Below are 26,379 nucleotides of genomic sequence, written 5' to 3'. Positions count from 1 at the left end.
CTCCCTGTCAAACGGGGCTGTCCCCGTTCACATTATCGAAGCGTTCCCAGCCGGGAGGCCTCATGGGAACCGGTCGGCCCCTGGCGGCCGTGTCCGGCTCCGGCCGAAGCAGGCAGCCGGGGGCACCGGACACCCCGACCGGTCCCGGACCGGTTACGACTGCTGCGCCGCCAGCCGTAGGCCGAACCCGATCACGATCAGACCCGTGAGCCGGTCCAGGCCGCGCTTGACGGATGGTCTGCGCAGCCAGCCGCGCACCAATCCGGTGAATCCGATGAGCAGAGCACTCCACAACAGCCCCTCGCCGACGTGGACGCCCGCCAGCAGGACTCCCATCGCGGCATGCGGCACGTCATCCGGCATGAACTGGGGGAGCATCGCGACGTAGAAGACGCCCATCTTCGGGTTGAGCAGATTGGTCAGCAGGCCACGGCGGAACGCGGACCACCATCCCCCGCTCCCGGGTCGTTCGGGCGTCGCGACCTCGTCCGCGTCGCCTTTACGGCTGCGCTGGAGCATCTGGACGCCCATCCATACGAGGTAGGCCGCACCCGCCCAGCGCAGGATCTCGTAGGCGAGATGGGAGGCGGAAAGGACGGCGGAGAGGCCGGCGGCGGTCATGGCGCCCCAGAGCATGGTCCCGGCCTGGATGCCGAGCACCACGGCCCAGGCGGACCTTCTGCCGGCGAGCAGTGAGGTGCGCAGAACGAGAGCGGTGTCCAGTCCGGGCGTGAGCGTCAGCAGCCCCACGACGACAGCGAACGAGACGATCGAACTGTGAACGTCCACGAGTCGGCACGATATCCCAGCGCGGTGGCAAAGCACGCACCGGAGAACCTGAGGCCCACACCGACGTGATGACGTTCGGCGGCCCCTGTTTCGGCACGCGGACAGACCAAGGCGGTATGACCGGCGCCGCCGGGCTCAACAGATCTCCTTGAGCGTGGATATCCCCGCCTTCAGGTGGGTGAGGAAACACATCGCGGGTGAGAGTGGTCCGATGGCTCGCCTCCGACGCCATGGGACACCCGTGGCACCGCCTGCCGGGCCGGTGGGGCTCAGTTCGGCGGGGTCAGGTTGACGAAGGCCGTACAGTTTTCCGGCCATGCCGGGTTGCCGGGTGTTCCCGGGGTGGGCTGGACGGTGCATCTCGTGTAGGCGATCTCGCCCGCGCTCCGCACCGTGATGTGAACGTCGTTGCCCATGCTCGCCAGCGCCACGGCGGCCACCCCTCCGGGGTAGTTCGGCAGGGAGGAGAGGTCGGCCCAGCGGGGAGTCGTCCGCAGGTCCCGGACGAACGTCGCTCCGTCGTCCCTGACCGCTCCGATGAACGTGAGACTGCCCTGGAACGCCATGGCGATGCTCGCCCCCAGACCCTGCGGTCCCTGCACGCCCGGTATCCCCTGCTCGCCCGGTACGCCTTGGGGGCCCTGCGGTCCCTGTGCGCCGGAAAGTCCCTGTGCTCCGGGGGCTCCCGGGATTCCCTGGGGGCCGCGTGTGCATGTGGACCGCCGGGAGGAACCGTTCTTGCAGTCCTCTCGTCTGTCGGTCGCCGGTCGCCCGGAGGCGTCACCGGGATGGCGGCTCGGAGCATTCTTGTCATGGTGGGAGCTCACCTGCGCCCGGACGGCTCCTGGCTTGTCGGCCTTATCGGTAGCGGCACCGGCCGATGGCTGGACCATACCTGCCAGAAATGCGCCGATCACTGCTGTCGAGACGAGCCAGGCCGGGATCCGCCTGCCGTACTGCGGGCCTGGAGCCCCCAGGTTGCTGTTTGAGGTCATTTCATTCCATATCATCTGTCATTCCGGTGAAGCCGGGCCTGCGTATGCCGTCATGGGGGTGACAGCGGGAAAATACCCGATAGTCGGCATGGCAGCGCGTTTATTCGGTTAACGAATATTAAATAGGCGTCACCGGTGGAAAAATGCTCTCGTTCTTCGCTTTCGATAATAGGCCGCACTTTGTTAGATAATTTCTTAATTGGGGGAAATTAATCTGCGTCGAGGGTTCTTCGGGGATATCGGCGGATGAATGATCGTTGCTCCGTTCCTGGCCGGCATGCCTGCCGTGATCGCCCGGTGGCCGGGCCTCCTGACGGGCTGGGAGCCCCCGGCCTGTCACACGGAGACGCGGACGTGGCCGATGCCGGTACGGCTGCCGGAGGAGGAGCGGGACGGAGAGATGAGGGATGCAACAGTTCGGTGGGCTCCCGCGTCCCTGGATGTGTGGAGTTCACCGATTTCGTCGCCGCCCGGGGAAGCGCGCTCTACCGGTATGGCTACGTACTCACCGGTAACGCCGAGGACGCGGCCGACCTGACCCAGGAGGCGCTGATGCGCCTGGGAGACGCCTGGCCCAGGATCCGGAAGAGAGACGACCCGGAAGGCTACGTCCGTACGACCATGGCGCGCCTGCACATCAGCGTCTGGCGGCGACTGCGCAGAGAGCGACTGGTCGAAGCGGTTCCCGAGGCGACCTACACCGATGACCGTCTCGACGGTGACATCGGGCTCTGGAACGAACTCAAGGGCCTGCCGCCCAAACAGCGGGCCGTACTGGTCCTGCGGTACTACGAGGACCTCTCCGACCAGGAGATCGCCGAGCTTCTCGGCATCTCGCGCGGCACGGTACGCAGCCAGGCGGCGCGCGCACTGGACAAGCTCAGAATCCGGATGGCCGCTTTAGAGACGGGGCGAGTGGGATGAACGAGAACAGGGGTGAGGCGGAGCTGATCCGCGCGCTGCGCCGGGCGGCCGACACCGCGCCCGAGCCGGACGGGGACCTCCTCACGGCGATCGGGGGCCGGCGCAGGCGGCGGGTGCGCAGGCGGGCGCAGTCGGCGCTCGCGGTGGTCGGGGTGCTGGCAGTGATCGGCGGCGGTACGGCGGTGGCCAGGAGCTCCTTCTCCCACAGGGGCGGAGAGGGAGCCGCGCTCACGAAGGTGACGGCCACCCAGCCCGCAGCCGGTGAGAACCCGACGAAGGCGGAGAAGCAGAAGATCGACATCCGGCCCGCCGCGGAGGTCTGGCCGTCGGCCGTGTCCACGATCCCCGCCAAAGCCGCGGACGGCTGGAAATACCGTCCGATCGCCGGACTGAGCGCCACGGAGTTGCTGCTCTCGGCCGAGTCGTCGTTCGAGAAGGCGGGCCGGCTGGAGGCATACGACACCGTGACCGGCAAGAGCACCGTGCTCGCCGACATGCCCGCCCCGGAGGGCGTGAAGGGCTACTTCGCGCAGGACATCGAGGTGGGGGCCGAATCCATCGCGTGGTGGGGCGAGACTCCTAACGACTCCGACAAGTGGGCCGACTTCTGGGTCGTGCCCCGGGCCGGCGGTACGGCGAAGCAGGTCGGACAGGTCACCGGGGAGCTCGCGGACGTGGAGCGGATCGGCGTCACCGCCGACTCCGTCGTCTGGTCGGTGGGCGGCGGAGGGATCCACCGCATCCCGCTGAACGGCGGGACCCCCGAGCTGATCGAGGGAACGGACGGGCTCCACCTGCTGTCCTGGCCCTGGGCGGTAGACGTCGCCCAGGGAAGAGAAGGGGAGGACCTGGACAAGAACCAGACCAAACTGGTCAACCTTGCGACGAGGCACACGGTCGAGGTGAACGCGCCGGACGGAACACAGGGCCTGCGCTGTGGCCCGGCCTGGTGCCTCGGCGACGGAGTGGTGCAACGGGTGGACGGCTCGGAGCACAAGGCCACGCCCCCGGCGCTGTACACCGGGGGCATGGGCACCACTTCTCTCGCCGGCGGGTTCGGATTCTTCAGCGTGGTGGGCCGGGATGCGCGAGGCGAGGAGATCGAGGACGGCGACGCTCCCCTGGCGGCGGTGTACGACCCGGCCACCGGTACCACCGGTGGGGTCGGCAAGCGGGACCGGTCCGGCGGAGGGAGCATCGGAACCGGTGTCTCCTCCTCGCCCCCTTCGATCATCTACTGGGACGAGGACCAGCGGCAGGTGGAGGAGTGCAAGATGGTCGACGCCGCCTCCGTCCCCCGTGCACCGGGACAACCCACTCCCACCGGGAAGACCAAGGTGTGCACGACGACCCAGAAGGGTGGTGGCGAGAAGTTCAGGGTCGTGAACCTTCTCGCCATCCCCCCGGCGCAATAAAGTTCCAGCCATGAGGATCTTCAACAGTCTCACGGAACTGAAGGCCGCCGTCGGCGAGCATCTCGGCTACACGGAATGGCGGCAGATCACCCAGGAGCAGGTCGACCTGTTCGCGGACGCGACCGACGACCACCAGTGGATCCACGTGGACGTCGAGAAGGCCAAGGAGGGACCGTTCGGCGGGACCATCGCCCACGGCTACCTGAGCCTGTCGTTGCTGCCGGCGTTCATGGCGGAGCTGGTGCGGGTCGGCGGGCTGGCGATGGGCATCAACTACGGTCTCAACAAGGTCCGCTTCCCCGCGCCGGTCCCGGTGGGCGCGCGGATCCGGGCCGGGGCGGAGCTGGTCGACCTCAAGGGAACCCCCTCGGGTTACCTGTCGAACATGCGGCTGACCGTCGAGGTCGAAGGCGGGAAGAGGCCTGCCTGCATCGCGGAGACCCTCTCGCTCTACGTCCCCGCCGAGAGCCCCTGAGCGTCTGCCGGGTCCAGGGCGTCTGCTCCCGGGGTCCCCGATGAGGCTCATGGGCGTCTCCGCTGGGGTTTCATGCGGGACAGGGGTCCCAGGTGAGGCTCCTGGGCGTCTCTGCCGGGGTTTCATGCGGGACACAGGTGTCTGCTCCCGGCGACCGGTCCGAACCCCGGGTCCCTGACGGACGGCGTCCGGGCCCTATGCCCCGGACGGCCCCGGTGACAGTTCCTGAGCCAGGATCGCCGCTTGGACGCGGCTACGGAGACCCAGTTTGTTCAGCAACCGGCTGACGTGGGTCTTCGTGGTCGCCTCCGCCATGTCCAGCTCGACGGAGATCTCCGCGTTCGACAGGCCACGCCCGATGCACAGCAACACCTGGCGCTCGCGCGGGGTCAGCACGTCGATCGCCTGCGCTCTGCGCTCCGGGACCGCCGCCCCAAAGGCCGAGATCAGCCGCCGGGTGACCGACGGTGAAATGAGCCCGTCACCCCGGGAGATCACCCGCACCGCGTCCACCAGCGCGTCGGCGTCGGTGTTCTTGAGCAGGAAACCGGCGGCTCCCGCCCGTAGCGCGCCGAAGATGTACTCGTCGATGTCGAAGGTGGTCAGGATCAGTATGTCGGCGACCCCACTCAGCTCACGGGTCGCGGAGATCCCGTCCAGCTTCGGCATCCGGATGTCCATCAGCACCACGTCGGGCCGCAGGTCGAGGGCCAGGGCGACGGCCTGGGCTCCGTCCGCGGCCTGGCCGACGACCTCGATGTCCTCCTGGCCTTCGAGGATGAGGACGATCCCGGCGCGGACCGCCGCGTGATCGTCGGCGACCAGAACACGGATGGTCATCGCATCCCCCTGTACATGGAGACCTCCGGTCTCGACCCCGGAGAGGTCATGATGTCTTGCCGGTGGGCAGTTCGGCGTGGACCCGCCAGCCCTGGTCGTGCGGTCCGGCCTCGACGACGCCGCCGACCAGCGCCGCCCGTTCCCGCATGCCGATGATCCCGGCACCCGCTCCGGGAAGCCCCTGTCCGGCACCGTTCACCGGATTGTCCACGGTCAGCGTGACCAGGCCGGGACGGTAGCCGATCATCAGGTCGACGGCCTCGCCGCCGTGCTTGAGCGCGTTGGTCAGTGACTCCTGGACGATCCGGTACCCGGCGAGGTCCACCGCGGCGGGCAGCTCACGGGCGTCGCCGGTCACGCGCAGCCGGACCTCCAGCCCCGCCTCCCGCGCCCGGTCCGCCAGCTCCTCCACTTCGGCCACCCGCCGGCGGATGGCCTCGGCCTCCTCGCCGTCCTGCCGGAGCAGGCCGATCATGGAACGCATCTCGGACATGCCCTGGACGCTGTTCTCCCGGATGGACTCCAGCACGTTCTGTACGGTCTGCGCACTCAGATCCTTGCGGGACAGCACGGCCGTGGACTGGATGGCGATCGCACTGAAGTGATTGGCGATCATGTCGTGCAGTTCCCTGGCCATCCGGGTCCGTTCGGCCTGCACCGCCGCCACCCGGTCCAGCTCCGCCAGCCGCGCCACCTGCTCGGCCCGGGTCCGTTCGGACTCCGCCTGATCCTCCAACTGTCTTATGATCATGCCGGTGAAGACCGGGGTGACCCCGACCAGGGCCGTCTGGACCAGGAAGATCGCGGCGGCCCCCAGCTGCCTGAGCAGGATCCCGGCCACAACCCCTGTGACGACGGCGACGACCGAGGTGATGCCGAGCATCCACCTGCCCAGTGCGCGGGGACCGTACCTGACCGCGGCGTAGAGGTTGTCGGTGATGATCAGCACGGTGCCCAGTGACGGGCCCATGGCGAAGTCACCGAGAAACGCCACGACGCCGAGTCCGAGCGAGAGCAACGGCCTGCTCCGCCGTACCGCGACACCCGCGCACGAGATCGCCAGCGGTCCGACGAACAGCGGGGCGGGCGCCCAGCGCTGCTGGTAGGCGCCCGCGGCAAGCAGGACGAGGCCCCCGACGAAGCAGGCCACGGCCCACAGCGCGTCGTCTCGTCTCATGCCCTTCATCCCATCATCCCGAGAGGGGGTATCGATCCGGCTACCGGCGGGTCCGCAGTACACACAAGGATGTAGGCCGGTTCATCACCACCGCCGATGTGTCGCCGCCTCCTCCGGGTGATCCTGGAACCATGATTCTGGCGATTATCATCGGTTGCGAGGTCGGCTTCTGGGTGCTTCTCGGTCTGGGCCTCGCCGCACGCTACCTGTGGGGCATGCGGCGACTCAGCACGGTCCTGCTGATCTCGGTTCCGCTGCTCGATGTGATCCTGCTCATCGCCGCGGTCATCGACATGCGCGGCGGAGCGCAGGCGGCCTGGCACCACGGCCTGGCCGCCGCCTACATCGCCTATTCGGTCGTCTTCGGCCACCGCACCGTCAAATGGGCCGACGCCGCGTTCGCCCACCGCTTCGCCGGTGGCCCGCAACCCTGGAAGCCCCCGGCGGGCGGCATGGCCAGGGCCCGGTACGAATGGGGCATCTGGCTCCGGATCGTCCTCGCGTACGGCATCGCCTGTGCCCTGCTGTTCGGCCTGATCCGGCTCGTCGACGACCCCTCGCGTACGGCCGCCCTGACCGCCTTCATGGGCGGTCTGCTCAAGGTCCCGCTGATCGCCGTACTCTGGCCGGTGAGCTACACCCTGTTCCCGAAGAAGGCCGCCGTGTCGCCGGAGTGAGCGTGGGAGGTCTCCCGGGGCCCGGTGGGCAGGGATGCCTCGCCCGCCATGCCGGGGTAATCGACGTTCCGGGAGTCGGTTGGGGGAGATCCGTTAACTGGTTCGAGGCACGGCTTGAGACCCGCTATGATTACTTACGCAGCGAGCGGCCGTAGCTCAATGGATAGAGCATCTGACTACGGATCAGAAGGTTGGGGTTTCGAGTACCTCCGGCCGCACAGCAGCAAGAAGGCCCCTGAGTAGGGATTATCCGCTCAGGGGCCTTCTTCGTTATGGTGCTCAACCGGTCTCTTCGGTGTCGGTGGGAGCCAACCTGGGAGCCAAAGGTGTGAGTCTGCCCAGCAGGGCTCCCGAAATGGCCTCCGTCGCCGCGCGTTTGTCGCCCTCCATCAGATGCCCGTAGACATCCTTGGTGATCGCGATGCTCGCGTGCCCGAGGACGTCGGAGACGACGTGCAGCGGCGTGCCCTGGGCGAGCATCAGCGAGGCCCCGGAGTGCCGCAGTTCGTGCGGGTGCCAGTGACCGAGCCCGGCCTTCTGCGCCAGCTTCGAGAACAGGTGAGAGAAGGTGTCCGGGTCGGAGGGATTGCCGAAAGTCGTGGGGAAGATCAGCCCGTGCTCGGTCCACTGCCCGCCGGCCTGAAGACGCTCCTTGTTGTGGGCGCTCTTGTGCCGTTTCAGCGCGTCGACCAGTTCGGGAGTCAGGCAGAGGGTACGGCGTGACTTCCTGGTCTTGAGTTCGGCGATCACGAGCTTGGTCTTCCGTTCGGTGTCGGCATCGCGGTTCTTGATCCGCTTCACCGCGTGCGTCACGCGCAGGGTCCGGGTTTCCGGGTCGAAGCCGCTCCACATCAGCCCGAGTGCCTCACCGCGGCGGAGCCCGAAGACGAGCGATAGCAGGACGAGCACGCCCATCCGATGCTCTGCGACCGAGTCGAGGAGCTTGTGCGACTGGTCGACCGTGAGCGTCCGGCCCTCGTCGGTGTTGAGCCGGGGAGGCATGGACAATGCCGCGACGTTCCGCGCCACCAGGCCCTCACGTTCGGCCTGCCCCAGAGCCTTCCGGAGTACGGCCCGCATGATCCGGACGCTATTGGGCTTGTACTTCTCCCGCTTGGTCTGCCAGAGGGCATCGACGTGGGCGACGGTCAGCGCGGTGAGCTTGTGCCGCCCGAGTCCCGGCTTGAGGTGGAGCCGTACCGTGTCTTCGTAGTCGTCCAAGGTCGAGTCCGCGATGTGACCGGGAAGCGTGGACAGCCACCGGTCGAGGAACGCCCCAACGGTGATTTTGTCGTCGGGAACGGGAAGGCCCTTGGCGATGCCTTCTCGGATCTTCCGGATCTTCTCGACGACCTCGGGCCGGGTCTTGCCGGAGACCTTCTTGCGGATGCGCTTTCCGTTCGACCCGTATCCGATGGAGATGGCCCCGCGCCACCGGTCACCGTCCTTGTAGATCGAGTCCTCGTTGTGGCCACGCTTCTTCGTGCTCATGCTGCTTGCTCCTCTTCCAGGTGTGCGACGTACTCGGCGAGCGCGGTCGGGGGGATCCTGCGGAGGGTGCCGACACGGACCGAGCGGAGAGCGCCCGATCGCATCAGCGCGTAGACCGTGGTCCGGCCGACGCTGAGAAGCTCCGCCGCCTTCTCAGGCCGCAGAAGCAGGGGATCGAGGTCATCGGTCATGCCGCCTCCCTCATTGCCGAAAGATCTTGGGTGGGTTGCCCGGTCGCTTTGGCTTGCAGGGTGATGAGGGTTGCTCGCCAGCGTTGGCGTTCGGCGACCATCCGCAGCAGCCGCAGGGCAAGGGACGGGATGGTGTCGTCGCCGGCTGGGGCTGGTTTCCAGATGTAGCGGTGCGGGTCGGGGATCTCGTCGGCCAGGCCGAGGGCTTCCATGACCCAGGTGCGGCGGTCGCGCTTGTGCTCGGCCAGGGTCTTGTTCGACCACTTGCGCGAGACCAGGACGCGGCGTCCGGCGTAGCCGAGGTGTTCGGGCTTGTGCGCCTTGCCCCGGCATCGGCCCGGAGCCATGCCCGCCTTGGCTCCCTTGGGCTGCACCCCGTATCGGAGCCAGTTCGGGCAGGCCGGAGAGCAGGGTTCGTAGCGGAGTGCTTCGGTCATCCGGGCGGCATGCGCGCGCTGGGCGGGGTTGTCGGTGTCGAGGGTGTCGCCGAGGCTCTTGGTCAGGTACTTGGACAGGTAGCGGATGCATTGGTCAGCGTCGGGGGTTCCGGCGAGGATGCCCTGCACGTCGACTTGGGGGCCGAAGCGGAGCACGTGCAGGGGTTCGGCCTCGTCGTCGGCGTCGAGCCGGTCGAGCGCCTCTCGCCAGGTCGGCAGGAGTTCCCCGGTGGCTGGGTCGAGGTAGTCGCCGTCCTGACCGTCCGCGTGGGTCTGTCCGTCGGGGAGGTCGGTCCGCGGCGTCCATACCGGCAGGTGATCGCCGTCGAACTTGACCTCGTCGACGGCTGGCCACCACACCTGGTGGTACGTAGCCGCCGCGATGGCCTTGATCTCCGCGCGCGGCATGGTGCCCCGTACAGCCATGTGCAAGTGCGGGGCGAGCCGTTTTTGTGGTTCGACGGAGGAGAAGTACTGCACGTCGTAACCCGCGACCCGGCGCAGGTTCTGCACGAAGCGGTCGACCAGCTTGGAGAAGTGCAGGGCGTCGCGAGCCGCCCGCGGGTAGTCGTAGGTGTCCGGATCGACGGGCACCCCGTGACCCGCCCGGACACGACCGTAGGAAGGAAGCGTCAGGGTGACGAACAACGACGGCCGGTAAGCCTTGCCGTCGGAGCTGGTGAAGGTCCGGCCGAGGGTGGTGTTCTGCCGGGCCCGCTTGGGCAGATCAGGGGCGTCCTGGCGGCGCCGGGTGGAGCGGTTGCGCTTGCCGGTCGTACGGCCGAGCAGGTTGCCCCGCATCCCCGCGGCGTTGATCTCCTCATCCAGTCCGGTGAGTACCGCGTCGAGGTCGGTGGTGTCGTCGCCGGCCTGTTCGGCGGTATCGCGCTGGGCTTGCATGTCGGCGCGGAACTCCACCAGCCAGCGCTGTTCCTCGGTCGGCTCATCCGGGGTGATCGCCGGTTCGTCCTCCAGGTGCCAGCCTTCGCGGCATTGGGCCATCCGCAGGTAGCGGTTGCGCTTGGCGCACGGCGGACACTTGGCCTCCATCGTGGCCCCGCACGGCACGTTGACGTCCTCGGTGAGCCCGGTGTGGACATCCAGCCGTCGCAAGACGACCGGGCGGATGCACACCCCGTTGTGCTTGGCGATCTCCACCGCGACGTCCAGCGCTACCGGCATGGCCTGTCGTGCGGCCCGGGAGAGGCTGCGGTCGTTCGGGTCGGTCATGCGTCCTCCCATTCGTCGTCGGGATCGAGGTCGATGAAGGCGCCCTGTCCGCACTCGTGGCACTCGACCAGGCCGCGGATCAGGTCCAGCCAGAGCGTGTTGACCGCGCCGCAGGCCGCGCAGCGCAGCCCGTCGAGGATGTGCGCCAGCTCAGTCACGGCCGCTCCCCTCCACCTCGGTCAGGTCGGCCGCCAGCCGAAAGACGCTGCCGTAGGGGTCGGTGGTGACGCGGACGTTGAACAGTTCGAAGGCCAGCACGGGCTGAGAGCGGCGCGGCCCCAGCAGCGCGAGCACGGGCCGTTCGCACAGCCGGGTGATCTCCTCATCGGTGCCGTAGAAGCAGATCCTCATCGGGTCACCTCCACCGCGGGCAACGGAACCGTGTCCGGACCGGGAGTGAAGCCGGCGGCCATGGTGTGGATATCGGTGTCGGAGACGTAGGCGGCGCGGACCCGGATCGGATCGGGCGAAGACTCCAACCGCACGTAGGCGATGCCCGCGCCTTGGTCGGGGATCGGGGAGATGTGATCGGCCAGCGCGCCCCGGTCACGGGCGCCGTCGCCGAGGACCATGTCCACCTGTTCGGACTCATCGAGCCGGAGCGCGATCTTGTCGGGGAACAGGTTGCGGATGTTCAGCACGTCTTTCCGCGGATCCTGCAACGCCGCCATGACACCGACGCCGACCGCCCGCCCTTGGGTGGTGAGCGTGGCCAGGGCGGCGGAGATACGGAGTTTCAGGCCTTTGTCGGACTGGTAGGCGGTGAGGAACGCCACCTCGTCGACCATGACCAGGACGAACGGGTCATCGAGGGTGGGGGTGTGGTTGCGCTGGAGTCCGGCGAATCGGTCGGCCCGTTCCTGCATCACCGCGACCGCGGCTTCCAGCAGCTCGGCGCAGCCGGCCGGGCTTGCGGCGTAGCGGTCGCCGAACAGGTCTCGGCCGAAGGACAGTTCCATCCGTTTGGGATCCAGCGCCCAGATCTCAACGAGGCCCGCGCGGACGGCGGGCAGTAGGCCGCGGATGGTCGACCAGATGACCGACCCCTTGCCCGCCCCGGTGGCCCCGGCGACCAGGACGTGCGTGCCATGGACCTTCAGCCGCCACGGGGTGCCGTCCTCACAGGTGCCGATCTCCACCGGCCCCACCGACGCCGCATCAGGGATCGGTAAGGCAGGCAGAGGTGTGGCGAGGGGATCGTGGCGGGGGAAGACGAGCAGCAGCCGACCGGCACGAGCGACCGAGACCCGGCAGGAGCGCGCGCCGAACCCGTGCGCGAGGTGCTCGGTGCGGTCGGTCCAGTCTTTGACCGCTTGGCCGTGCAGCATCTTCACCGTGACCAGGTCGGCCCATGAGGTGCACCGGATGGAGACCAGGCGGGGTAAGTAGTCCCGGCCGCGTAGGTGCCGCCCGAGACCGGAAATGATCATTACTGGTTGCCAGTGCCGCCGGTACACCCACACCAGTCGCCAGAAGGCCAGCAGCCACCAGCCGATCCAGTGATTGAAGGAGGCCCGGCCGAGCAGCGCCCAACCGGTGAGGCCGAGCAGCGCCAGGGCGACGAGGCCGAGGCCGTACTGCCAGCCGTACAGCCAGGCCAGCACGCACGGGGCGGTGGCGACGGCCGAGGCGATCGGGTGGCGCCAGACCAGCCGCACCAGGCCGGCCAGCAGCCGCCAGACGAAGATGACAATGGTCACGAACGCCGGAGTACGGAGCACAGCCGGGCGGAACACGACGGCGGTATCCGGGGTGGTGGAGACGAGCTGTTGCGCCTCGTCGCCGGGCAGTTTCTTGAACATTAGACTGAAGCTCTCTTCCTTGATGTGGTGTCGGGGGAGAACCGAGGGGCCGCCGGAAGTTGCACCTTCCAGCGGCCCCGCTTACGTCTCAGGCCGGGATCTCATCCAGGCCCGGCAGGGTCGGACTGGCCGCCTGCTCGGCGTGCAGGCGTTCGCAGTCGGCCAGGTATCGTGCGGACGCGTTGAAGATCTCCCGAGCGAGGGACACGTCCTGCTCGGTCACCGGCCCGCCGCCGGTGGTCGAGACCGAGATCTGGGCCTCAGGGGTGGCCAGGTCCAAAAACGGCCGCTTGTCGCCGGTCACCGCGGCCAGCACGCCGATCTCCGGAGTACTGAAGGCGACATCGAGCCGGATGGACCCGTTGCGTAGTACGGCTGTGACGTAGGTGTAGGGCTTGGGGGTGCTCATGCCGCGACCTCCTTACCGGCCGCCGCAGCGGCGGTGTGCTTGGCCGAAGCGGGAACCGCACCAGCTCGGGGAGCGCGCATCGCCCGTGCCCGGATGGACCAGGCCAGCCGGCCGGTGTTCTGGCCGACGTAGGGGGTGACGGTCATGGCGTCGAACTCGACCGGGACGAACGGCAGGCCCGGCAGCGAGGCCGGGGGAACCGGTTGCACCGCGGACAGGATCTTGACCGCTACCGTTTTCTGTCCGGCCTTGACGGTCGGGTCGGCGTCCATGACCGCGACCTGCCACACCGGTTCGCCGGTGGTCTTGTCCTTGGCGTAGACGGTTCGCCCGCCGGTGGAGGCGGTGAAGTCCTTGACCTGCTCGACCTCGCCGACGATGTAGCAGCCGTGCGGGAAGACCTGGTCGAAGCTGATGGGGATGGGGCCTTGGATAGCCATGGCGCAACTTCTCCTCTTCTTGACTGATCAGCATGCTTGACTGACCAAGTTGCATCTCTATTAAGCACGAAGCCCGCTTGGTTAGTCAAGTGCACCAAGCGGGCTCGTGAGGAAAGTTGGATTACCGGATCGGGTAGGCGTCTTCCAGCTCGTGACGATCGCCGGGGAGAACGGTCTCCACCACGACCCACGGTTTGCCGGTCGCATCACAGGCGACGGCGTAGACGGTCAGCAGCGCGGCCGAACTCTTCACGTCCAGCAGCTTGCGCTCTTCTACCGTGGGGTTGCGTGCCGTGATGTGCTCGATGATGTGATCCAGGGAGACGCCGGCCGCGCTCTCCACATAGCGTCGGATTCCCTGCCGGAGATCGGCCTCCTCGGCCAGGGCCGTACCTTCACCGACCCCGGCCGGAACCCAGGTCGCGGAGATCTCGGTTGGCTCGCCGTCGCGTTCCACCAGGATCTTGCGCAGGATGACGGGGGACTTCGGTTCGATGCCGAGGTAGGCCGCGATGCGGTTGGGAGCCTCCACCGGTCCGGCCGTGAGCAACCTGCTCGCGGCTTGGGTCTCTGTCCGGTCGAGGAGATCGCGGCCCGTCCTGGCCTGTTGGTTCGTGGGCATCGCCGGGCGACCACGTACGAAACGGCCCTTGCCCTGTTGGGTGACGATCCAGCCTTGATCGCGAAGTACGCCGAGTGCCTTGACCACCGTGGGCCGTGCCATGCCGAACTCCGCCATGAGCGTGTGTTCGCTGGGCAGCAACGAGCCCGCAGCGTACTCGCCGGAATCGATGCGCCGTTCAAGCTCGGCGATCAACTGCGCGTACTTGGGAGGCGTGTACTCAAACGACATTAAAGCCTCACATTCAACATGCTTGCCTAGCCAAGCAGGCTATCAGCGCATGTTAAAGATGCGAAGGGCTTCGTCCGACAGGAAGTCATCACCCCGCGACGCGGCGGCATGGGCACGGGGGTGAACCATGCCGCCGCGCCCGCCTATCGGGCCTCGCCGGAGAGCAACGCCCTCCATACATCGTCGGCCTCACGGATCGACCAGCGATAGGTCTCATGGACTTGCGTGGCGTCTTTGTGCCGGAGCGTGCGACGGATGAATGCCTGCCCCCCGGCCTGGCACAACTCATACAGCGTGCTGCGGCAATCGCACGTCCAGGTGACCACCCGCAGGCGCATCACCCCCTTGTACGGCGCACGCCAGACCAGCCGCATGTGATCACGCAGCGGCATCGCCGCATGCGGGCTCAGGCACCCGCCTTCCCCGATCACTGCGGAGCCCCGGTGCTCGGCTCCGGACGGGGGTGTTTCTTCAGTAGTTCGGCGTAACGACCGGCCACGCGGCGAGCAGCCGTCACCGGGTCATCGGCAGGAGCGAAGGCATGCCATCCGGGACGACCACGCCACGGCCGCTGGCCCGAGCCCCAGCGGAAGACGAGGCCATCGGTCCAGACGACCAACTCATACCAGACCGACACCAGAGCGAGCCCGTATCCGTCATGAACGTCAGCGTCGATCTCAAGGGCGGCCAACTCATCTCGTAACCGCTGCGCCGCATCCACGGGTGCGATGATCTTGTCTCGGCCGGTGGCCGCAAACTGGTGCGTCTCCATCACGCCGCCACCTCGCCGAGGCCGGCGCAGTCGAAGCACTCGACCCGGACCGGCTTGACCACCTGGCCGTCGATGCGGCATTCAACGTCCGCGCGGCTCCTGCGGATCCAACGCCAGCCACTACCACGGCAGGCCTGGCACCCCTCATTCGTCGGTTCGCCCTCGGTAATCATGGGTCAAGGGTGATCACCTGGGATTACTCAACCCATCCCGAGCCGGAATCCTTGCGCCGAATAGTCGATATCCCTTGACGGGATACCCCTCAGCGACAAGCGTTGGATATCCGACAGTCGAGGCACCAAAGGGGTTACGTCATATGCCCGCAGAAGCGGCTGGACCAGTCGTTATCCTGCCGGAACTATGGCAACGCCCGGAAATGCTAGCGGCCCTCCAAAAACGCAATATCGGTCATGTCTTCCGGTTGATCCGCCAATACGCCGGGGTCAGTCAGACACGTATCGGCGTCGCGGTGAATCTCAGCCAGGGCAAAGTCAGCGAGATCATGAAAGGGACCGTCCAGGTCACCTCATTCGACGTGTTCGAGCGCGTCGCCGAAGGCCTACGCATGCCCGACTCCGCCCGCATGGCCTTGGGTCTTGCCCCTACCCGACCCACGTCGCCACGGCTGATCAGCGCCGTTCCCCATCCCGCCGCAGTCATCCCGTCGCGGGATGGAACGGCAACAAGTGCCCCGCCTAGCGTGGAGAACGTTGCTGCCGTTGGCCTACCTCAGATCGCCGACCCTTGGGACGTCGACGTTCTGACCCTGGCCTGGATCGTGGGAAGGCTGGACTCACACGTGGATCGCCGAACGATGCTCATCCTCGCCGCCGGAATGACCGCCGAAGCCGCGGCCACCATCGCCGACCCCTGGGAACGCCTCTCCCGCGCCCTGTCCGGGCCGCAGACACTCGACGAAGACACCATCGAACGCCTTGAAGCCCGCACCATCGGATTCCACCGCCTGGAATACGTCCTGCCCGCCCGAGCCATCTACCAAGGACTCACCACCCACATCAACGAACTGAGCAACCTGCTCCAGAGTGGCCCGCCCGATCGCTTCCGCCGCCGCCTGGCCGCCACCGCCGGCGAAGCCGCCACCCTCGCCTCCTGGATCGCCTGGGACCTCAAGCAGCCCGGCCAGTCCGCCTCATTCGAGCGCGTCTCCGCCCTGGCCGCCAAGGAGAGCGGGCACCCGATCATCCAGGCCTGCACTTACGCCTACAAGTCCTACGCCGTCGAAGGGCACGCCGCCTACGAGGCCGTACGGCAGGCACAGCAGTTCCTCCCCACCCAGGGAGACGACGCCACCCGGGCATGGCTACTCAGCCGAGAAGCCGAAGAGTTGGCCGCACTCGGCGACCGCCGCGCCATCGACCTGCTGCACCAGGCCGAAGAGGCCTACGGCCGAGCACGACCCCACCGCGAACGCGCCTGGACCCGCTTCCTCGACCCCGGCCGCATGGCCGCCTTCCAGCTATCCACCTACGTGCGACTCGGCGACGAACACCGGGTGATCGAAGCCGGCCAGGCCGCACTGTCGGCCATCTCCCAAGACGCCGACCACAAGAAAGTGGCCGTCATCTACGCCGACATCGCCCAAGCCCAGCTTCAGATAGGCGACGTTGCCGAAGGAACCGCCTACGCCCGCCGCGCCCTGGAATCCGCCCAGCGCAGCGAATCAACCTGGGGACTACAGCACCTCACCAAGGTGGAGAAGGCCCTCGCCACCCAGCCCGAGCAGGCAGCCAAGGAGCTCCTTGGCGACATCGCCTCTACTCGCCGGACCCTGGGATCGTCTCCCGCCTGATCCACTCCATGTAGTCAGCGGTGCCAGCTACCAAGGGCACCGCGACGATCTGCGGCACCTCATAGGAGTGCAGCCCCCGCACACACCGGGCGAGCTCCTCGAAGCGCACCGCGGTGGTCTTCATCAGCAACAACCACTCCTCAGAGCGCCGGATCTCACCCGCCCACCAGTAGGTGGACTCGATCGGGGAGACGATCTGACAGTCAGCGGTGAGTCGTTGCCCGACCACTGCCGAACAGATTCGATCCGCCTCCTCACGGCTGCTGGCAGTGACACGGACCTCGAAGCAATCCGAAGCATTTTGAAGCATGCCGATACATTGCCGAATTGTTCTCATAGGTATCAAGCGGCGGCGCGCCGCGCCGCCGTACCCGGCCCTCTGCCACACGCCGACCGGGCGTGCGGCGTGGGCGCCGGTCCCGGTCGGCGGCGACCCGGGCCGTCCACCGACCCGCGCACCGCCGTAACCGATGTTGCTCACCAATGTCAGCGGCACGCCGCCGTACTGCTTTCGTCCCTACGATCGCCCGAGCGTGGTTGGTCTCCGCCTGGGTTCGGGGCGATCGACGATCCAGGACTTCGTTCCTCAGTTCTGGATCACCGGGCAGCCCGAGCCAAGGCCAGATTCGTCCGCACAGTCGCAGTCAAGAGATGCTCAGTACTCAAGATCCGGACGCAGTCGATGAGGGTTTGCTCATACAGGCGGATGGCGCGGTCCAGGTCCCCGGCCGCTTCGTAAGCACCGGCGAGGTTGTTGCGGCTGGTTAGGGTGTTGGGGTGGTCTTCGCCCAGGATCCGGATGCGGTCGGCGAGGGTTTGCTCATACAGGCGGATAGCACGGTCCAGATTTCCCGCTGACTTGTAGGTATAGGCGAGGTTGTTGCGGCTGCCCAGGGTGCCGGGGTGGTCTTCGCCCAGGACCCGGATGCGGTCGGTGAGAGTCTGCTTGAACAGGCGGATGGCGCGGTCCAGGTCCCCAGCCGCTTCGTAGGCCTTGGCGAGGTTGTTGCGGCTGGTCAGGGTGTCGGGGTGGTCTTCGCCCAGGACCCGGATGCGGTCGGTGAGAGTCTGCTTGAACAGGCGGATGGCGCGGTCCAGGTCCCCAGCCGCTTCGTAAGCGCCGGCGAGGTTGTTGCGGCTGGTCAGGGTGTCGGGGTGGTCCTTGCCCAGGACCCGGATGCGGTCGGCGAGGGTTTGCTCGAACAATGGAATGGCACGAGCCAGGTCCCCAGCCGATTGGTAGGCACTGGCGAGGTTGTTGCGGCTGGTCAGGGTGTCGGGGTGGTCCTTGCCCAGGACCCGGATGCGGTCGGCGAGGGTTTGCTCGAACAATGGAATGGCACGAGCCAGGTCCCCAGCCGATTGGTAGGCACTGGCGAGGTTGTTGCGGCTGGTCAGGGTGCCGGGGTGGTCTTCGCCCAGGACCCGGACGCAGTCAGCGAGGGTTTGCTCATACAGGCGGATAGCACGGGCCAGGTCCCCGACCGCTTCGTAAGCGCCGGCGAGGTTGTTGCGGCTGCCCAAGGTGTCAGGGTGGTCCTTGCCCAGGACCCGGATGCGGTCAGCGAGGGTTTGCTCGAACAAGCGGATAGCACGGGCCAGGTCCCCAGCTGCTTCGTAAGCGCCGGCGAGGTAGTTGCGGCTGCCCAAGGTGCCGGGGTGGTCTTCGCCCAGGACCCGGATGCGGTCAGCGAGGGTTTGCTCGAACAATGGAATGGCACGAGCCAAATCCCCAGCCTCCTCCAGGTAGCGAGCTGCGAGGTTTTGCACGGTCAGAACGCGGGCCATGGTCGTTGGGGTGATAGTGGATTGTGGGCTGAGGGCGTACTGGTGCAGAGCGGCAGCTTGGTCGATGAAGGCATCCCGGTCCAGACGATCCCACATCACTCTTGCTATTGGCGGGCCACAGTCCTCGGCCCACTCGGCAGCAGTCAGCAGCACCTTGTCCAAGCGGTTCTTCTTGCGTGCACTGTCGCTGATCACTCGTTGGATGAAGCGGTGCATGCTCACCGTCGATCCATCCACGCTCACCACGATCAGCGACGCATCGGTCAAGATCCCAATCGCGGTATCTACTCGTGCGCTATCACCGGTGGTGATCTTTCCCAGCAGGCCTGGATGAGAGGCGGCCCGATGCAGCCACGAGCGCGGCACACCCGAAGGCGACAGCACGGCCAACAGGTCCAGCAGCCCTCGTTCTACCCGGACCTTGCTCCCCGAGCCGAGCTGAGCCAACGACAGCAGGACGGCTTGCGCGGCCCCGTGCGGGTAGCTCTCACCCGGAATCGGCTGCAACATCTGCTCCAGCGATACCGACCGCAGACGCTTGATGTAGGTGGCGTAATCCAGATGCTCACGGCGGATCACCCACGCCGCCTGAGCCAGCGCCAGCGGCAGCTGATCCACCTCCGCCGCTAGAGCCAGCGCACCGGCCTCATCGTCACGGCCGGATCGCTCCCGTAGGAACGCTACTGCTTCCGTCTGAGTGAACACCTCGACCGCAACCGCGACCCCGAGGTTTTCCACCTGCCGGTTGTTACTGGAGATCACCACCTGGACTGCGCCCAGCGCTGGCAACCACCGTCCCGCCAGGTCGGCATCGGTCAGGTTGTCCAACACCACCAGACAGCGGTCTTTGCGGCTACTTAGCCACTGCTTCAATCGGCGCGCCCCAGCAGCGGCGTCCTCTCCCTCAACACGGATCCCGACTTCCTCCGCCACAGCGTTCAAGCCGGCCAGGAACTGATCGTCGGTTTCAGCGTTTACCCAGGCCACCAGTGGCCAGCCCTCGTCGGCTCGTTTACGCGCATACGCTGCCGCGATCTGTGTTTTGCCCACACCCCGGGCGCCGGTCAACGCGCACACCACCGCCGCCCGGCCCGATCCGGCCGCTTCTTCCAAGGCGTCCATCAACCCCGGGCGAGGTTGAAACGCCACCGGCCGCCGCGGGATGTCCCCCACGATCATTGGTTCACTGCGACTGGCATTGGCCAGTTCCTTCAGCACCGGTGGGCCCGCGGCAGGAGCCAATGCCACTTCTACTCGTACCGGAACGGGTACGGGCTCAGCAGCAGGCACAGCAAGAGGCGCGGGTCCCGCCGACGCCTTTGAAGACAACCACGCGCCGGTGCACACACAGATCGCGCCTCCGGCGTACCAGAGCGCTTGAACCCACCCCGGGCCGTTGACCTGGTTGGTAGCAACCCCAGCACCGACCGTCACCAAGCCGCTCGCGGCCGTCAGCCACCAACGCTTGGCCCGATTCACTCCCATAAATCCAGCAAACCCTTTGCAGCCCCCTCCCCGGGCTAGGGAAGCACTACAGAGATCAAACCGGGATCAAACCACTTGACGTCAGGCCGTGCCACTCGCATGCCAGTACGGGCGGGTAACCAGAGGGACTCATGGGGGCTCACGAAGAGAGCCGAACCCGCTCTGACCTGGAACGCATCAGGCCAGCGGGTCGCATACCGAAGTCTTCCAAACTGGTCGTCACGAACAGCCTTGGCTGTTCTCTGTTCAGAGAAGGTTAGCTAGCCAATTCGACAGCGGCCGGCTCCCTTGCTGTTGAGCGAAATCTTCGCCCTCGATGTAAACGAGAAGCGGAGGGTCGTCACCTTCGTTGATCACGACGAACGCGAACATGTAGCCCTGTCATGTCGACACCACCAGGGCGTTAGGTGGCAGTTCGTACGAGGTGGGCATGTCGGCCACGATGGCTCTCGCTTTAGCGGAATTTTCGGGGATCTCGGACATGTAAGCGATGCCGCTTTGCTTATGAAAGATCGGGTTGCGTCCCGGGCCACGACCGTACTGCCGAAGCCAGTCCTCATAGACATAAGGCATATGGCTGAGGCCGTGATCCTGGAGGATGGCACTGATATCCGCGTCGGTGCATCCTTCCCAGGTCAGCATGCCCACGATGGTATGCAGAGAGCGCGACGGTATACCACGGGATATATGCGGGATGATCTTCTCTAGCAACGTTGGGACAAGGGTCGTATGACGAGGTCAGAGGCATAGCCCAGTGAAGAACTGCAGCTCACTGTAAAACCACTGGCAGTATGTATCGCCCTCAAGATCGTCTGATGGTGACTGGTCTTCCTATGTGGTCGGGGAATCGGCGAGCCGGTATTTCGTCCCGGAGTGTCGGCTCGCTGGTTATCTTGATGTGTCGGGCCTAAAAGCATTTTTCCTCCAGTCCAGCAGCTTGACTGATTCGCAGGATCCGGTTCCTTAGTCCTCATGAACGACACTGTGGTGCTCGTTGCCCTCACCGGCTTTGCCAGGAATGTTCTGAGGAGTCCGCCCGGCTGAATCCGAAGTACACCTTCGAGACCTTCGTCATCGGTTCCAGCAACCGGTTCGCGCACGCGGCCGCGGTCGCGGTGGCCGAGGCCCCCGCCAAGGCCTACAACCCGCTGTTCATCTACGGCGACTCCGGCCTGGGCAAGACCCACCTGCTGCACGCGATCGGCCACTACGCCCAAAGCCTCTACGACGGCGCGCGGGTGAGATACGTGAGCTCGGAGGAGTTCACCAACGACTTCATCAACTCCATCCGCGACCACAAGGCCGACAACTTCCGGGGCCGCTACCGGGCCGTGGACATCCTGCTCGTGGACGACATCCAGTTCCTGGAGGGCAAGGAGCAGACCCAGGAGGAGTTCTTCCACACCTTCAACACCCTGCACAACGCCAACAAGCAGATCGTCATCTCCAGCGACCGGGCCCCCAAGCAACTGGTCACCCTGGAGGACCGGCTCCGCAACCGGTTCGAGTGGGGTCTGATCACCGACGTCCAGCCGCCCGAGCTGGAGACCCGCATCGCGATCCTGCGCAAGAAGGCGATCCAGGAGGGCCTGGCCGCGCCGCCCGAGGTGCTCGAGTACATCGCCAGCCGGATCTCCACCAACATCCGCGAGCTGGAGGGGGCGCTGATCCGGGTCACCGCGTTCGCCAGCCTCAACCGGCAGTCGGTCGACCTGCAGCTCACCGAGGTCGTGCTGAAGGACCTGATCAGCGAGGACGCCGGGTCCGAGATAACGGTCGCCACGATCATGGCGTCCACCGCCGCCTACTTCGGCCTGTCGATCGACGACCTGTGCGGCGGCTCGCGATCGCGTGTCCTGGTGACCGCCCGGCAGATCGCCATGTATCTGTGCAGAGAGCTCACCGACATGTCGCTGCTGAAGATCGGTCAGCAGTTCGGCGGGCGCGACCACACCACCGTCATGCACGCCGACCGGAAGATCCGTTCCCTCATGGCCGAGCGTCGTTCGATCTACAACCAGGTCAACGAACTCACCACAAGGATCAAGCAGCAGTCGCGTAATGGGTGAGAATTTCTCTCTCATGATGCGCGGCTGTGGAAAACCTTGTGGATCAGGGGCAAGGCCATGGCCGGAGCAAGCCATCTGAGCGACCAACCGCCATCGTCCAAAGACTGGTCAGCCTAAGTTCCCTTCGAGACGTGGGGATAACTTTGGGGAGAAGTCGGGGACAACTTGGGGACACCTCGTGGATAACCTGGGGACGCCCTATGAAAAGAGTGTTCCCCAAGGACAAGACGACCTCTTACCCCGTGGAAAACCTGGGGAAACCTTGGGGATAACCGGTGGACAGACTGTCCATGATCTGGGGACGGCCTGTGGGTACATCGCTGTTTTCCCCAGCACCACGAGTTGTCCACATCGTTCACCCACAACCTCGGTGGATGAAAAAACCCTAGTTGACCTGCGAAAACAACGTCCTTCCACAGTTTCCACAGCCCCTAATACGATGACCCCTTGTATCTCTAACTAGAAAAACCAAGAGCCAAAGAAGGGGCTCCCGGGGAGCGCACGTGCGGGACAGTGAAGACCCGAACCCAAGGCACCGAGCGAAGAGCGCTCGACACACAGGAGGCAGATCCACGTGATGTTCCGGATCGAGCGAGACGTGCTCGCTGAGGCGGTCGCATGGACGGCACGCAGCCTTCCGGCACGTCCTTCCGTGCCGGTGCTGGCCGGCATGCGTCTCGAGGTCACCGAAAAGGGGCAGCTCAAGCTCTCCGGCTTCGACTACGAGGTCTCCGCCGAGGTGACCCTCGAACCGCAGAGCGGCGAGGCGGGCGTGGTGCTCGTCTCGGGAAGGCTGCTGGCCGAGATCACCCGGGCGCTCCCCGCACAGCCGGTGGACTTCGTCGTGGACGGCGCGAAGGCGGTCGTCACCTGTGGCAGCGCCCGGTTCACCCTGCTGACCATGCCTGTGGAGGACTACCCCTCCCTGCCGACGATGCCCCCGGCCGCCGGACGGGTGGGCAGCGACGTGTTCGCCTCGGCCGTCGGTCAGGTCGCCGTCGCCGCGGGCAAGGACGACACCCTGCCGATGCTGACCGGCGTGCGCATGGAGATCGAGGGCGACACGGTCACCCTCGCCGCCACCGACCGCTACCGCCTGGCCGTACGAGAGCTGAAGTGGCAGCCGGGCCAGCCCGACTTCTCGGCGATCGCCATGATTCCCGGCAGAACGCTCGCCGACGCCGCCAAGGCGCTGGGGAGCACCGGTGCCGAGGTCGAGGTCGCGATGAGCTCCGCCGGAGGCGCCGGCGAGGGCATGATCGGTTTCTCCAGCGCCGGACGGCGCACCACCACCCGGCTTCTCGACCCGGAGTTCCCCAAGTACCGGTCGCTGCTGCCGACCCAGTTCTCCGCCCGCGCGGACCTGTCCACAAGCACCTTCGTCGAGGCCGTCAAGCGCGTGGCGCTGGTCGCCGAGCGCAACACCCCCGTCCGGATGGCCTTCCGCGGCGGCGAGGTCGTGCTGGAGGCGGGCAGCGGCGACGAGGCCCAGGCGGTCGAGGTGCTGCCGGTGGACTTCGACGGCGACGACATCAACATCGCCTTCAACCACCAGTTCCTGCTGGAGAAGACTTAGGGCTTAACCCCCCCTACCCACGGAAGGAGCAACGTCCTCCAGGGTGGAGCAGCCGAAAGTGTCATGCTCACCACCCAGACTCTCTACCTGAGAACCGGCGAGGCCGTCGCCCTAAAGCGAACGACCCCCTGCGCCAACAGGGAGCCGCTCTCACGCCCGATCCACTCAGCTAGTACGAAGGGACGTCTCATCATGAGGTTATTCCAAGGATCCTCACGGAGTAACACCGAATCTGCCACCAAACCGCCCGGCCTTCCTCACCGCTGGGTAACCATCCTCGGGTTCTCCGGACTCGTTGGAGCTCTCGTTGGTGTGGTGGCCGGCTTCGCAGTGGGTGGCATCGCAGGTCTAGGCGCTGGTTTGACTACGGGCATCGGGATCGCTGTGCTCCTCGCGACCTGGCTCCAGAAGGCGATCGACTGACGTAAGGTTCTCCCGTCCTCCTCCCTAGACAAGAGCCCAGGCCAAGCACACTGAGTCAAGGGCGCCCATGGCGTCGCTTCGCGATCAGCTTCATTGACCCTTGACTCAGCAGTCTCATCTTGAGATCGGCAGCTCCGAGGAGGACGGGAAAGACCAGGGGATGGGGCAGTACTGCAACGAGTACTGCAACAGTCCCTCACAATGGCTCACGATCACACCCATCCAGCACCATTCGGGGGCAGGTCGGAAGCCCTTGACCGTGGCCGGAATGGTCCTGATAAGGAAGCGGTCTTGAAGGTCAGGCCGTTCCGGTTGCGTACCCGATGGGGCGGGCAATCGCGGGAGGTTGTAGTTGACTTGACTGAAGTGGCACGTGAATGGCCGCCGGCACGCACACAACGCTGAGGTCGGCGCTCGAGCAGCTCGCGGTCCCGGTTATGCGCCCTTCCATTAGGAGGTGCGATCGCTCTATTTGGCAATGAGATCAATCGTAGCGACGACGGCCGAGATCATGCCGCAGAAGGCAGCGGTGGTGGCCACCGACTTCTCTGGCGCAACCCATAGTCCTCGGTTGAGTTCACGCCACTTCGGCGGCACTACAGCGAACTTCAGCTTCTGCCACTTGTGCTGCTGATACGAGCACCCCATCAGGAGGCCGTGAGAGTTTTTCCGGCAGGGTTCTCTACCGCGTGTGAGGGCGCCGCACCACACCGGCACGCGAAAGAGAAAGAACACCGTGGTCAACCCGGATAGAGCAAGCAAGCCCGCAGGGCCGACTGATTGAGTCAGCCAACCTGTGATCACCACCACAAAGAGCAGGTAACCCCAGTACTTCCCGAGTGATCCCGATTTTCGTTTGGTCACGTCCGGACACTACTGAATGCATCAGAGCATGAACAGAGAGCAAGTATTCACCCCAAAGCTACGCGCATGTCACGTTGACGAGGCTCGCCTCCTAGGGGTAGGCGGCGCAATGCCGGAGGCCGTCCTCAATGAGGGTAACGCCGTGCCCATTGCGTGCCCGATGGGACGGGAAACGAGGGGGAACAGCGGGGAGTCATGAGGGACGCGATCAGGGCGCGGAGCTGCGTTTTCACAGGTCGAGCAAGATTGGCATGCGTCTTTGCGAGCAGGATGTCAGAAGATGTGTCGGTGACTGACCCGATGGATGACCCGGGATTCGAGATCGTTGAGCGCTACGTGATCGGCACACCAGGGTCGGAGGCCGACCGCTACCTCGATCTCCTCCACGGCAATTTTCTCAACCTGCCCGATTGGAAACGAGCTGAGTTCTTCCAGGCGCTGGTCCGCGATGCCCGGCAGGTCACTGACACTGAGCTTGAAATCATGCTCGCACCAGGAGAGTTCGCCGGCTGGCGGGAGCGGCTCACTGCCGCGTGGCTCATCGGGCTCGACCAGCGCACCCAGTTCCGGGGCGTCCTGGCCGACCTGCTCTTGGAGAGCGACCTCGTTTACGCCGGTCAGGGTTACAGCTTCGCTCTTACCCGGTTCGGGCAGCCCCGGGATGCCGACATTCTGACCGGATACCTGGAGCGGTACCTGCCGCAGCGTGATTGTCACTACGACCAGGATTGGGTTCTCGGCGGGCTGCTCCACCTCGATGAGGTGCTGGGTATGGACCGCGCCGGGAGGTTCCTCATCCCCGGAGGGCTCTGGAGTGGCTCCTCCATTTCCCGTGAGAACCCGCTTGACTGTCACCTTCGGATCGCCGAGCTCCTGCGTTTCGCCGACCGAGCGATGGAAGCCAGTGCTTGAGAGCGCTGGAACGGCGATCGCAGGGTTGAAGGCGGTCGCTCACGAGCTGTGGGATATGCGCGGGATGATCTTCTATGGTCAAGGGCGCATGAGGTACTTTCACCCAGGTGGGAGGGCATGTCGCCGCTGGGAATGTAGCCCTCTTGAAAACCGCTATGCCTCCGGCAGGGGCGCTCGACTCCGGGATGATCGTCAGTACGCGGCCACAGGGCCGTATTTGGCTGAGGTGGGCCTGATCATCCCGTCTGCCGCGACCCAGGCAAGCCCAGCAGGCCAACTCCTCCGGCTCAAGCCCGTCTGTGACTGTTGGCATCCCATGACCGAGGAACGGCGACCGGCGAACGGACACACGAAGACGGGCTTGCCCCTCCGTCGCCGGCCCGCTGCCGCTTCGCGGTGGGTCGAGGCAGACGGGATGATCAGACAGGCGGAGGCATGCGCGGCGCGCAGTTCGAACCCTGTGCGGGTTGCAGTTTGGGTTGCAGTTCACCGCCGTACCAGCTCGTTCCAGGAAGACCACCGAGGGGCATTGGTC

At 66.0% G+C, this 26,379-nt stretch carries 26 protein-coding genes, 1 tRNA gene and 2 pseudogenes; 10 read left to right on the top strand and 19 right to left on the bottom strand.

Features of this window, described 5'->3' with window-relative positions; all coding sequences use genetic code 11:
* Positions 1–153 precede the first annotated feature (153 nt).
* Both OHA77_RS20035 and OHA77_RS20030 read right to left on the bottom strand, forming a co-directional pair.
* Positions 154–789: a LysE family translocator gene (locus tag OHA77_RS20035; protein ID WP_406319610.1), complete on the bottom strand. Its 636-nt coding sequence runs from the start codon at positions 787–789 to the stop codon at positions 154–156.
* A gap of 269 nt (positions 790–1,058) precedes the next feature.
* The gene (locus OHA77_RS20030) at positions 1,059–1,391 is read right to left on the bottom strand and encodes a hypothetical protein (RefSeq protein WP_406319609.1); all 333 of its coding nucleotides are present in this window, start codon (positions 1,389–1,391) and stop codon (positions 1,059–1,061) included.
* Positions 1,392–2,228: 837 nt separating this feature from the next.
* Here OHA77_RS20030 and OHA77_RS20025 point away from each other — a divergent pair.
* The 3 genes from OHA77_RS20025 to OHA77_RS20015 are packed head-to-tail and all read left to right on the top strand — an operon-like array spanning position 2,229 to position 4,598.
* Positions 2,229–2,708 carry a SigE family RNA polymerase sigma factor gene (locus OHA77_RS20025; RefSeq protein ID WP_406319607.1) on the top strand — a complete coding sequence of 160 codons (480 nt, stop codon included), beginning with the start codon at positions 2,229–2,231 and terminating at the stop codon, positions 2,706–2,708.
* Positions 2,705–4,123, top strand: coding sequence for a hypothetical protein (locus tag OHA77_RS20020; protein ID WP_406319605.1), 1,419 nt, complete (start codon positions 2,705–2,707; stop codon positions 4,121–4,123). The genes OHA77_RS20025 and OHA77_RS20020 overlap by 4 nt, the downstream gene beginning before the upstream one ends.
* Positions 4,124–4,133: 10 nt before the next feature.
* Positions 4,134–4,598, top strand: coding sequence for a MaoC family dehydratase (locus OHA77_RS20015; protein WP_326826790.1), 465 nt, complete (start codon positions 4,134–4,136; stop codon positions 4,596–4,598).
* Positions 4,599–4,793: 195 nt separating this feature from the next.
* Here the strand turns inward: OHA77_RS20015 and OHA77_RS20010 are convergent, their stop codons facing one another.
* Positions 4,794–5,438 carry a response regulator gene (locus OHA77_RS20010; protein WP_406319604.1) on the bottom strand — a complete coding sequence of 215 codons (645 nt, stop codon included), beginning with the start codon at positions 5,436–5,438 and terminating at the stop codon, positions 4,794–4,796.
* A 46-nt stretch (positions 5,439–5,484) separates the two neighbouring features.
* Entirely contained in the window at positions 5,485–6,615 is a 1,131-nt protein-coding gene (locus tag OHA77_RS20005) for a sensor histidine kinase (RefSeq protein WP_406319603.1), read from the bottom strand.
* A gap of 131 nt (positions 6,616–6,746) precedes the next feature.
* Between OHA77_RS20005 and OHA77_RS20000 the strand changes: the two genes are divergently transcribed.
* Together OHA77_RS20000 and OHA77_RS19995 are read left to right on the top strand one after the other, a co-directional pair.
* The gene (locus OHA77_RS20000; protein WP_406319601.1) at positions 6,747–7,292 is read left to right on the top strand and encodes a hypothetical protein; all 546 of its coding nucleotides are present in this window, start codon (positions 6,747–6,749) and stop codon (positions 7,290–7,292) included.
* A 145-nt stretch (positions 7,293–7,437) separates the two neighbouring features.
* Positions 7,438–7,510: transfer RNA gene (locus tag OHA77_RS19995), tRNA-Arg, on the top strand.
* A gap of 61 nt (positions 7,511–7,571) precedes the next feature.
* Here the strand turns inward: OHA77_RS19995 and OHA77_RS19990 are convergent.
* The 11 genes from OHA77_RS19990 to OHA77_RS19940 all read right to left on the bottom strand — a co-directional run bounded on the left by OHA77_RS19990 (position 7,572) and on the right by OHA77_RS19940 (position 14,917).
* Positions 7,572–8,783: a tyrosine-type recombinase/integrase gene (locus OHA77_RS19990; RefSeq protein WP_406319600.1), complete on the bottom strand. Its 1,212-nt coding sequence runs from the start codon at positions 8,781–8,783 to the stop codon at positions 7,572–7,574.
* Entirely contained in the window at positions 8,780–8,974 is a 195-nt protein-coding gene (locus OHA77_RS19985; protein ID WP_406319598.1) for a helix-turn-helix domain-containing protein, read from the bottom strand. The genes OHA77_RS19990 and OHA77_RS19985 overlap by 4 nt, the downstream gene beginning before the upstream one ends.
* Positions 8,971–10,641, bottom strand: coding sequence for a replication initiator (locus tag OHA77_RS19980; RefSeq protein ID WP_406319596.1), 1,671 nt, complete (start codon positions 10,639–10,641; stop codon positions 8,971–8,973). The genes OHA77_RS19985 and OHA77_RS19980 overlap by 4 nt, the downstream gene beginning before the upstream one ends.
* Positions 10,638–10,799, bottom strand: a complete 162-nt coding sequence (locus tag OHA77_RS19975; RefSeq protein ID WP_406319595.1) for a hypothetical protein — start codon at positions 10,797–10,799, stop codon at positions 10,638–10,640. Before OHA77_RS19975 ends, OHA77_RS19980 begins: the two co-directional genes overlap by 4 nt.
* Positions 10,792–10,992 (bottom strand): hypothetical protein, encoded by a 201-nt coding sequence (locus OHA77_RS19970; protein WP_406319593.1) that lies wholly within the window; start codon positions 10,990–10,992, stop codon positions 10,792–10,794. Before OHA77_RS19970 ends, OHA77_RS19975 begins: the two co-directional genes overlap by 8 nt.
* On the bottom strand, positions 10,989–12,443 hold the full coding sequence (locus tag OHA77_RS19965; protein WP_406319591.1) for an FtsK/SpoIIIE domain-containing protein: 1,455 nt from the start codon (positions 12,441–12,443) through the stop codon (positions 10,989–10,991). The genes OHA77_RS19970 and OHA77_RS19965 overlap by 4 nt, the downstream gene beginning before the upstream one ends.
* Positions 12,444–12,531: 88 nt before the next feature.
* Positions 12,532–12,852, bottom strand: coding sequence for a hypothetical protein (locus OHA77_RS19960; protein WP_406319590.1), 321 nt, complete (start codon positions 12,850–12,852; stop codon positions 12,532–12,534).
* A complete protein-coding gene (locus OHA77_RS19955; RefSeq protein ID WP_406319589.1) occupies positions 12,849–13,292 on the bottom strand; it encodes a plasmid replication, integration and excision activator in 444 nt (147 codons plus the stop codon). The genes OHA77_RS19960 and OHA77_RS19955 overlap by 4 nt, the downstream gene beginning before the upstream one ends.
* Positions 13,293–13,413: 121 nt before the next feature.
* Positions 13,414–14,145: a GntR family transcriptional regulator gene (locus tag OHA77_RS19950; RefSeq protein ID WP_406319587.1), complete on the bottom strand. Its 732-nt coding sequence runs from the start codon at positions 14,143–14,145 to the stop codon at positions 13,414–13,416.
* 143 nt (positions 14,146–14,288) lie between these two features.
* Positions 14,289–14,537, bottom strand: coding sequence for a hypothetical protein (locus OHA77_RS19945; RefSeq protein WP_406319586.1), 249 nt, complete (start codon positions 14,535–14,537; stop codon positions 14,289–14,291).
* A 35-nt stretch (positions 14,538–14,572) separates the two neighbouring features.
* On the bottom strand, positions 14,573–14,917 hold the full coding sequence (locus OHA77_RS19940) for a hypothetical protein (RefSeq protein WP_406319584.1): 345 nt from the start codon (positions 14,915–14,917) through the stop codon (positions 14,573–14,575).
* Positions 14,918–15,233: 316 nt separating this feature from the next.
* Between OHA77_RS19940 and OHA77_RS19935 the strand changes: the two are divergent.
* Both OHA77_RS19935 and OHA77_RS19930 read left to right on the top strand, forming a co-directional pair.
* A pseudogene (locus tag OHA77_RS19935) lies at positions 15,234–15,440 on the top strand (hypothetical protein); the annotation flags it as partial.
* A gap of 276 nt (positions 15,441–15,716) precedes the next feature.
* Positions 15,717–16,727 carry an XRE family transcriptional regulator gene (locus OHA77_RS19930; RefSeq protein ID WP_406319986.1) on the top strand — a complete coding sequence of 337 codons (1,011 nt, stop codon included), beginning with the start codon at positions 15,717–15,719 and terminating at the stop codon, positions 16,725–16,727.
* On the opposite strand, the gene cutA is transcribed toward OHA77_RS19930, so the two are convergent.
* From cutA to OHA77_RS19915, 3 genes are all read right to left on the bottom strand, one after another.
* The gene (cutA, locus tag OHA77_RS19925; protein WP_406319583.1) at positions 16,693–16,956 is read right to left on the bottom strand and encodes a divalent-cation tolerance protein CutA; all 264 of its coding nucleotides are present in this window, start codon (positions 16,954–16,956) and stop codon (positions 16,693–16,695) included. The two genes, OHA77_RS19930 and cutA, sit on opposite strands and share 35 nt — an antisense overlap.
* A gap of 368 nt (positions 16,957–17,324) precedes the next feature.
* A complete protein-coding gene (locus tag OHA77_RS19920) occupies positions 17,325–19,733 on the bottom strand; it encodes a tetratricopeptide repeat protein (protein WP_406319581.1) in 2,409 nt (802 codons plus the stop codon).
* A 648-nt stretch (positions 19,734–20,381) separates the two neighbouring features.
* A complete protein-coding gene (locus OHA77_RS19915; protein ID WP_406319579.1) occupies positions 20,382–20,642 on the bottom strand; it encodes a hypothetical protein in 261 nt (86 codons plus the stop codon).
* A 395-nt stretch (positions 20,643–21,037) separates the two neighbouring features.
* Between OHA77_RS19915 and dnaA the strand changes: the two are divergent.
* Positions 21,038–22,069, top strand: a pseudogene (dnaA, locus tag OHA77_RS19910) (chromosomal replication initiator protein DnaA); the annotation flags it as partial.
* Positions 22,070–22,643: 574 nt separating this feature from the next.
* Positions 22,644–23,645, top strand: coding sequence for a DNA polymerase III subunit beta (dnaN, locus tag OHA77_RS19905; protein ID WP_406319577.1), 1,002 nt, complete (start codon positions 22,644–22,646; stop codon positions 23,643–23,645).
* A gap of 891 nt (positions 23,646–24,536) precedes the next feature.
* Here the strand turns inward: dnaN and OHA77_RS19900 are convergent.
* Entirely contained in the window at positions 24,537–24,932 is a 396-nt protein-coding gene (locus OHA77_RS19900) for a hypothetical protein (RefSeq protein WP_364268872.1), read from the bottom strand.
* 288 nt (positions 24,933–25,220) lie between these two features.
* Between OHA77_RS19900 and OHA77_RS19895 the strand changes: the two genes are divergently transcribed.
* Positions 25,221–25,844, top strand: a complete 624-nt coding sequence (locus tag OHA77_RS19895; protein ID WP_406319575.1) for a DUF6000 family protein — start codon at positions 25,221–25,223, stop codon at positions 25,842–25,844.
* Positions 25,845–26,379 lie beyond the last annotated feature (535 nt).

It is taken from the genome of Streptosporangium sp. NBC_01639 (assembly GCF_045209755.1).
GTDB lineage: Bacteria > Actinomycetota > Actinomycetes > Streptosporangiales > Streptosporangiaceae > Streptosporangium.
The sequence above is the reverse complement of the archived record's forward strand: the minus strand, read 5'-3'. Positions and strand labels throughout refer to the sequence as shown.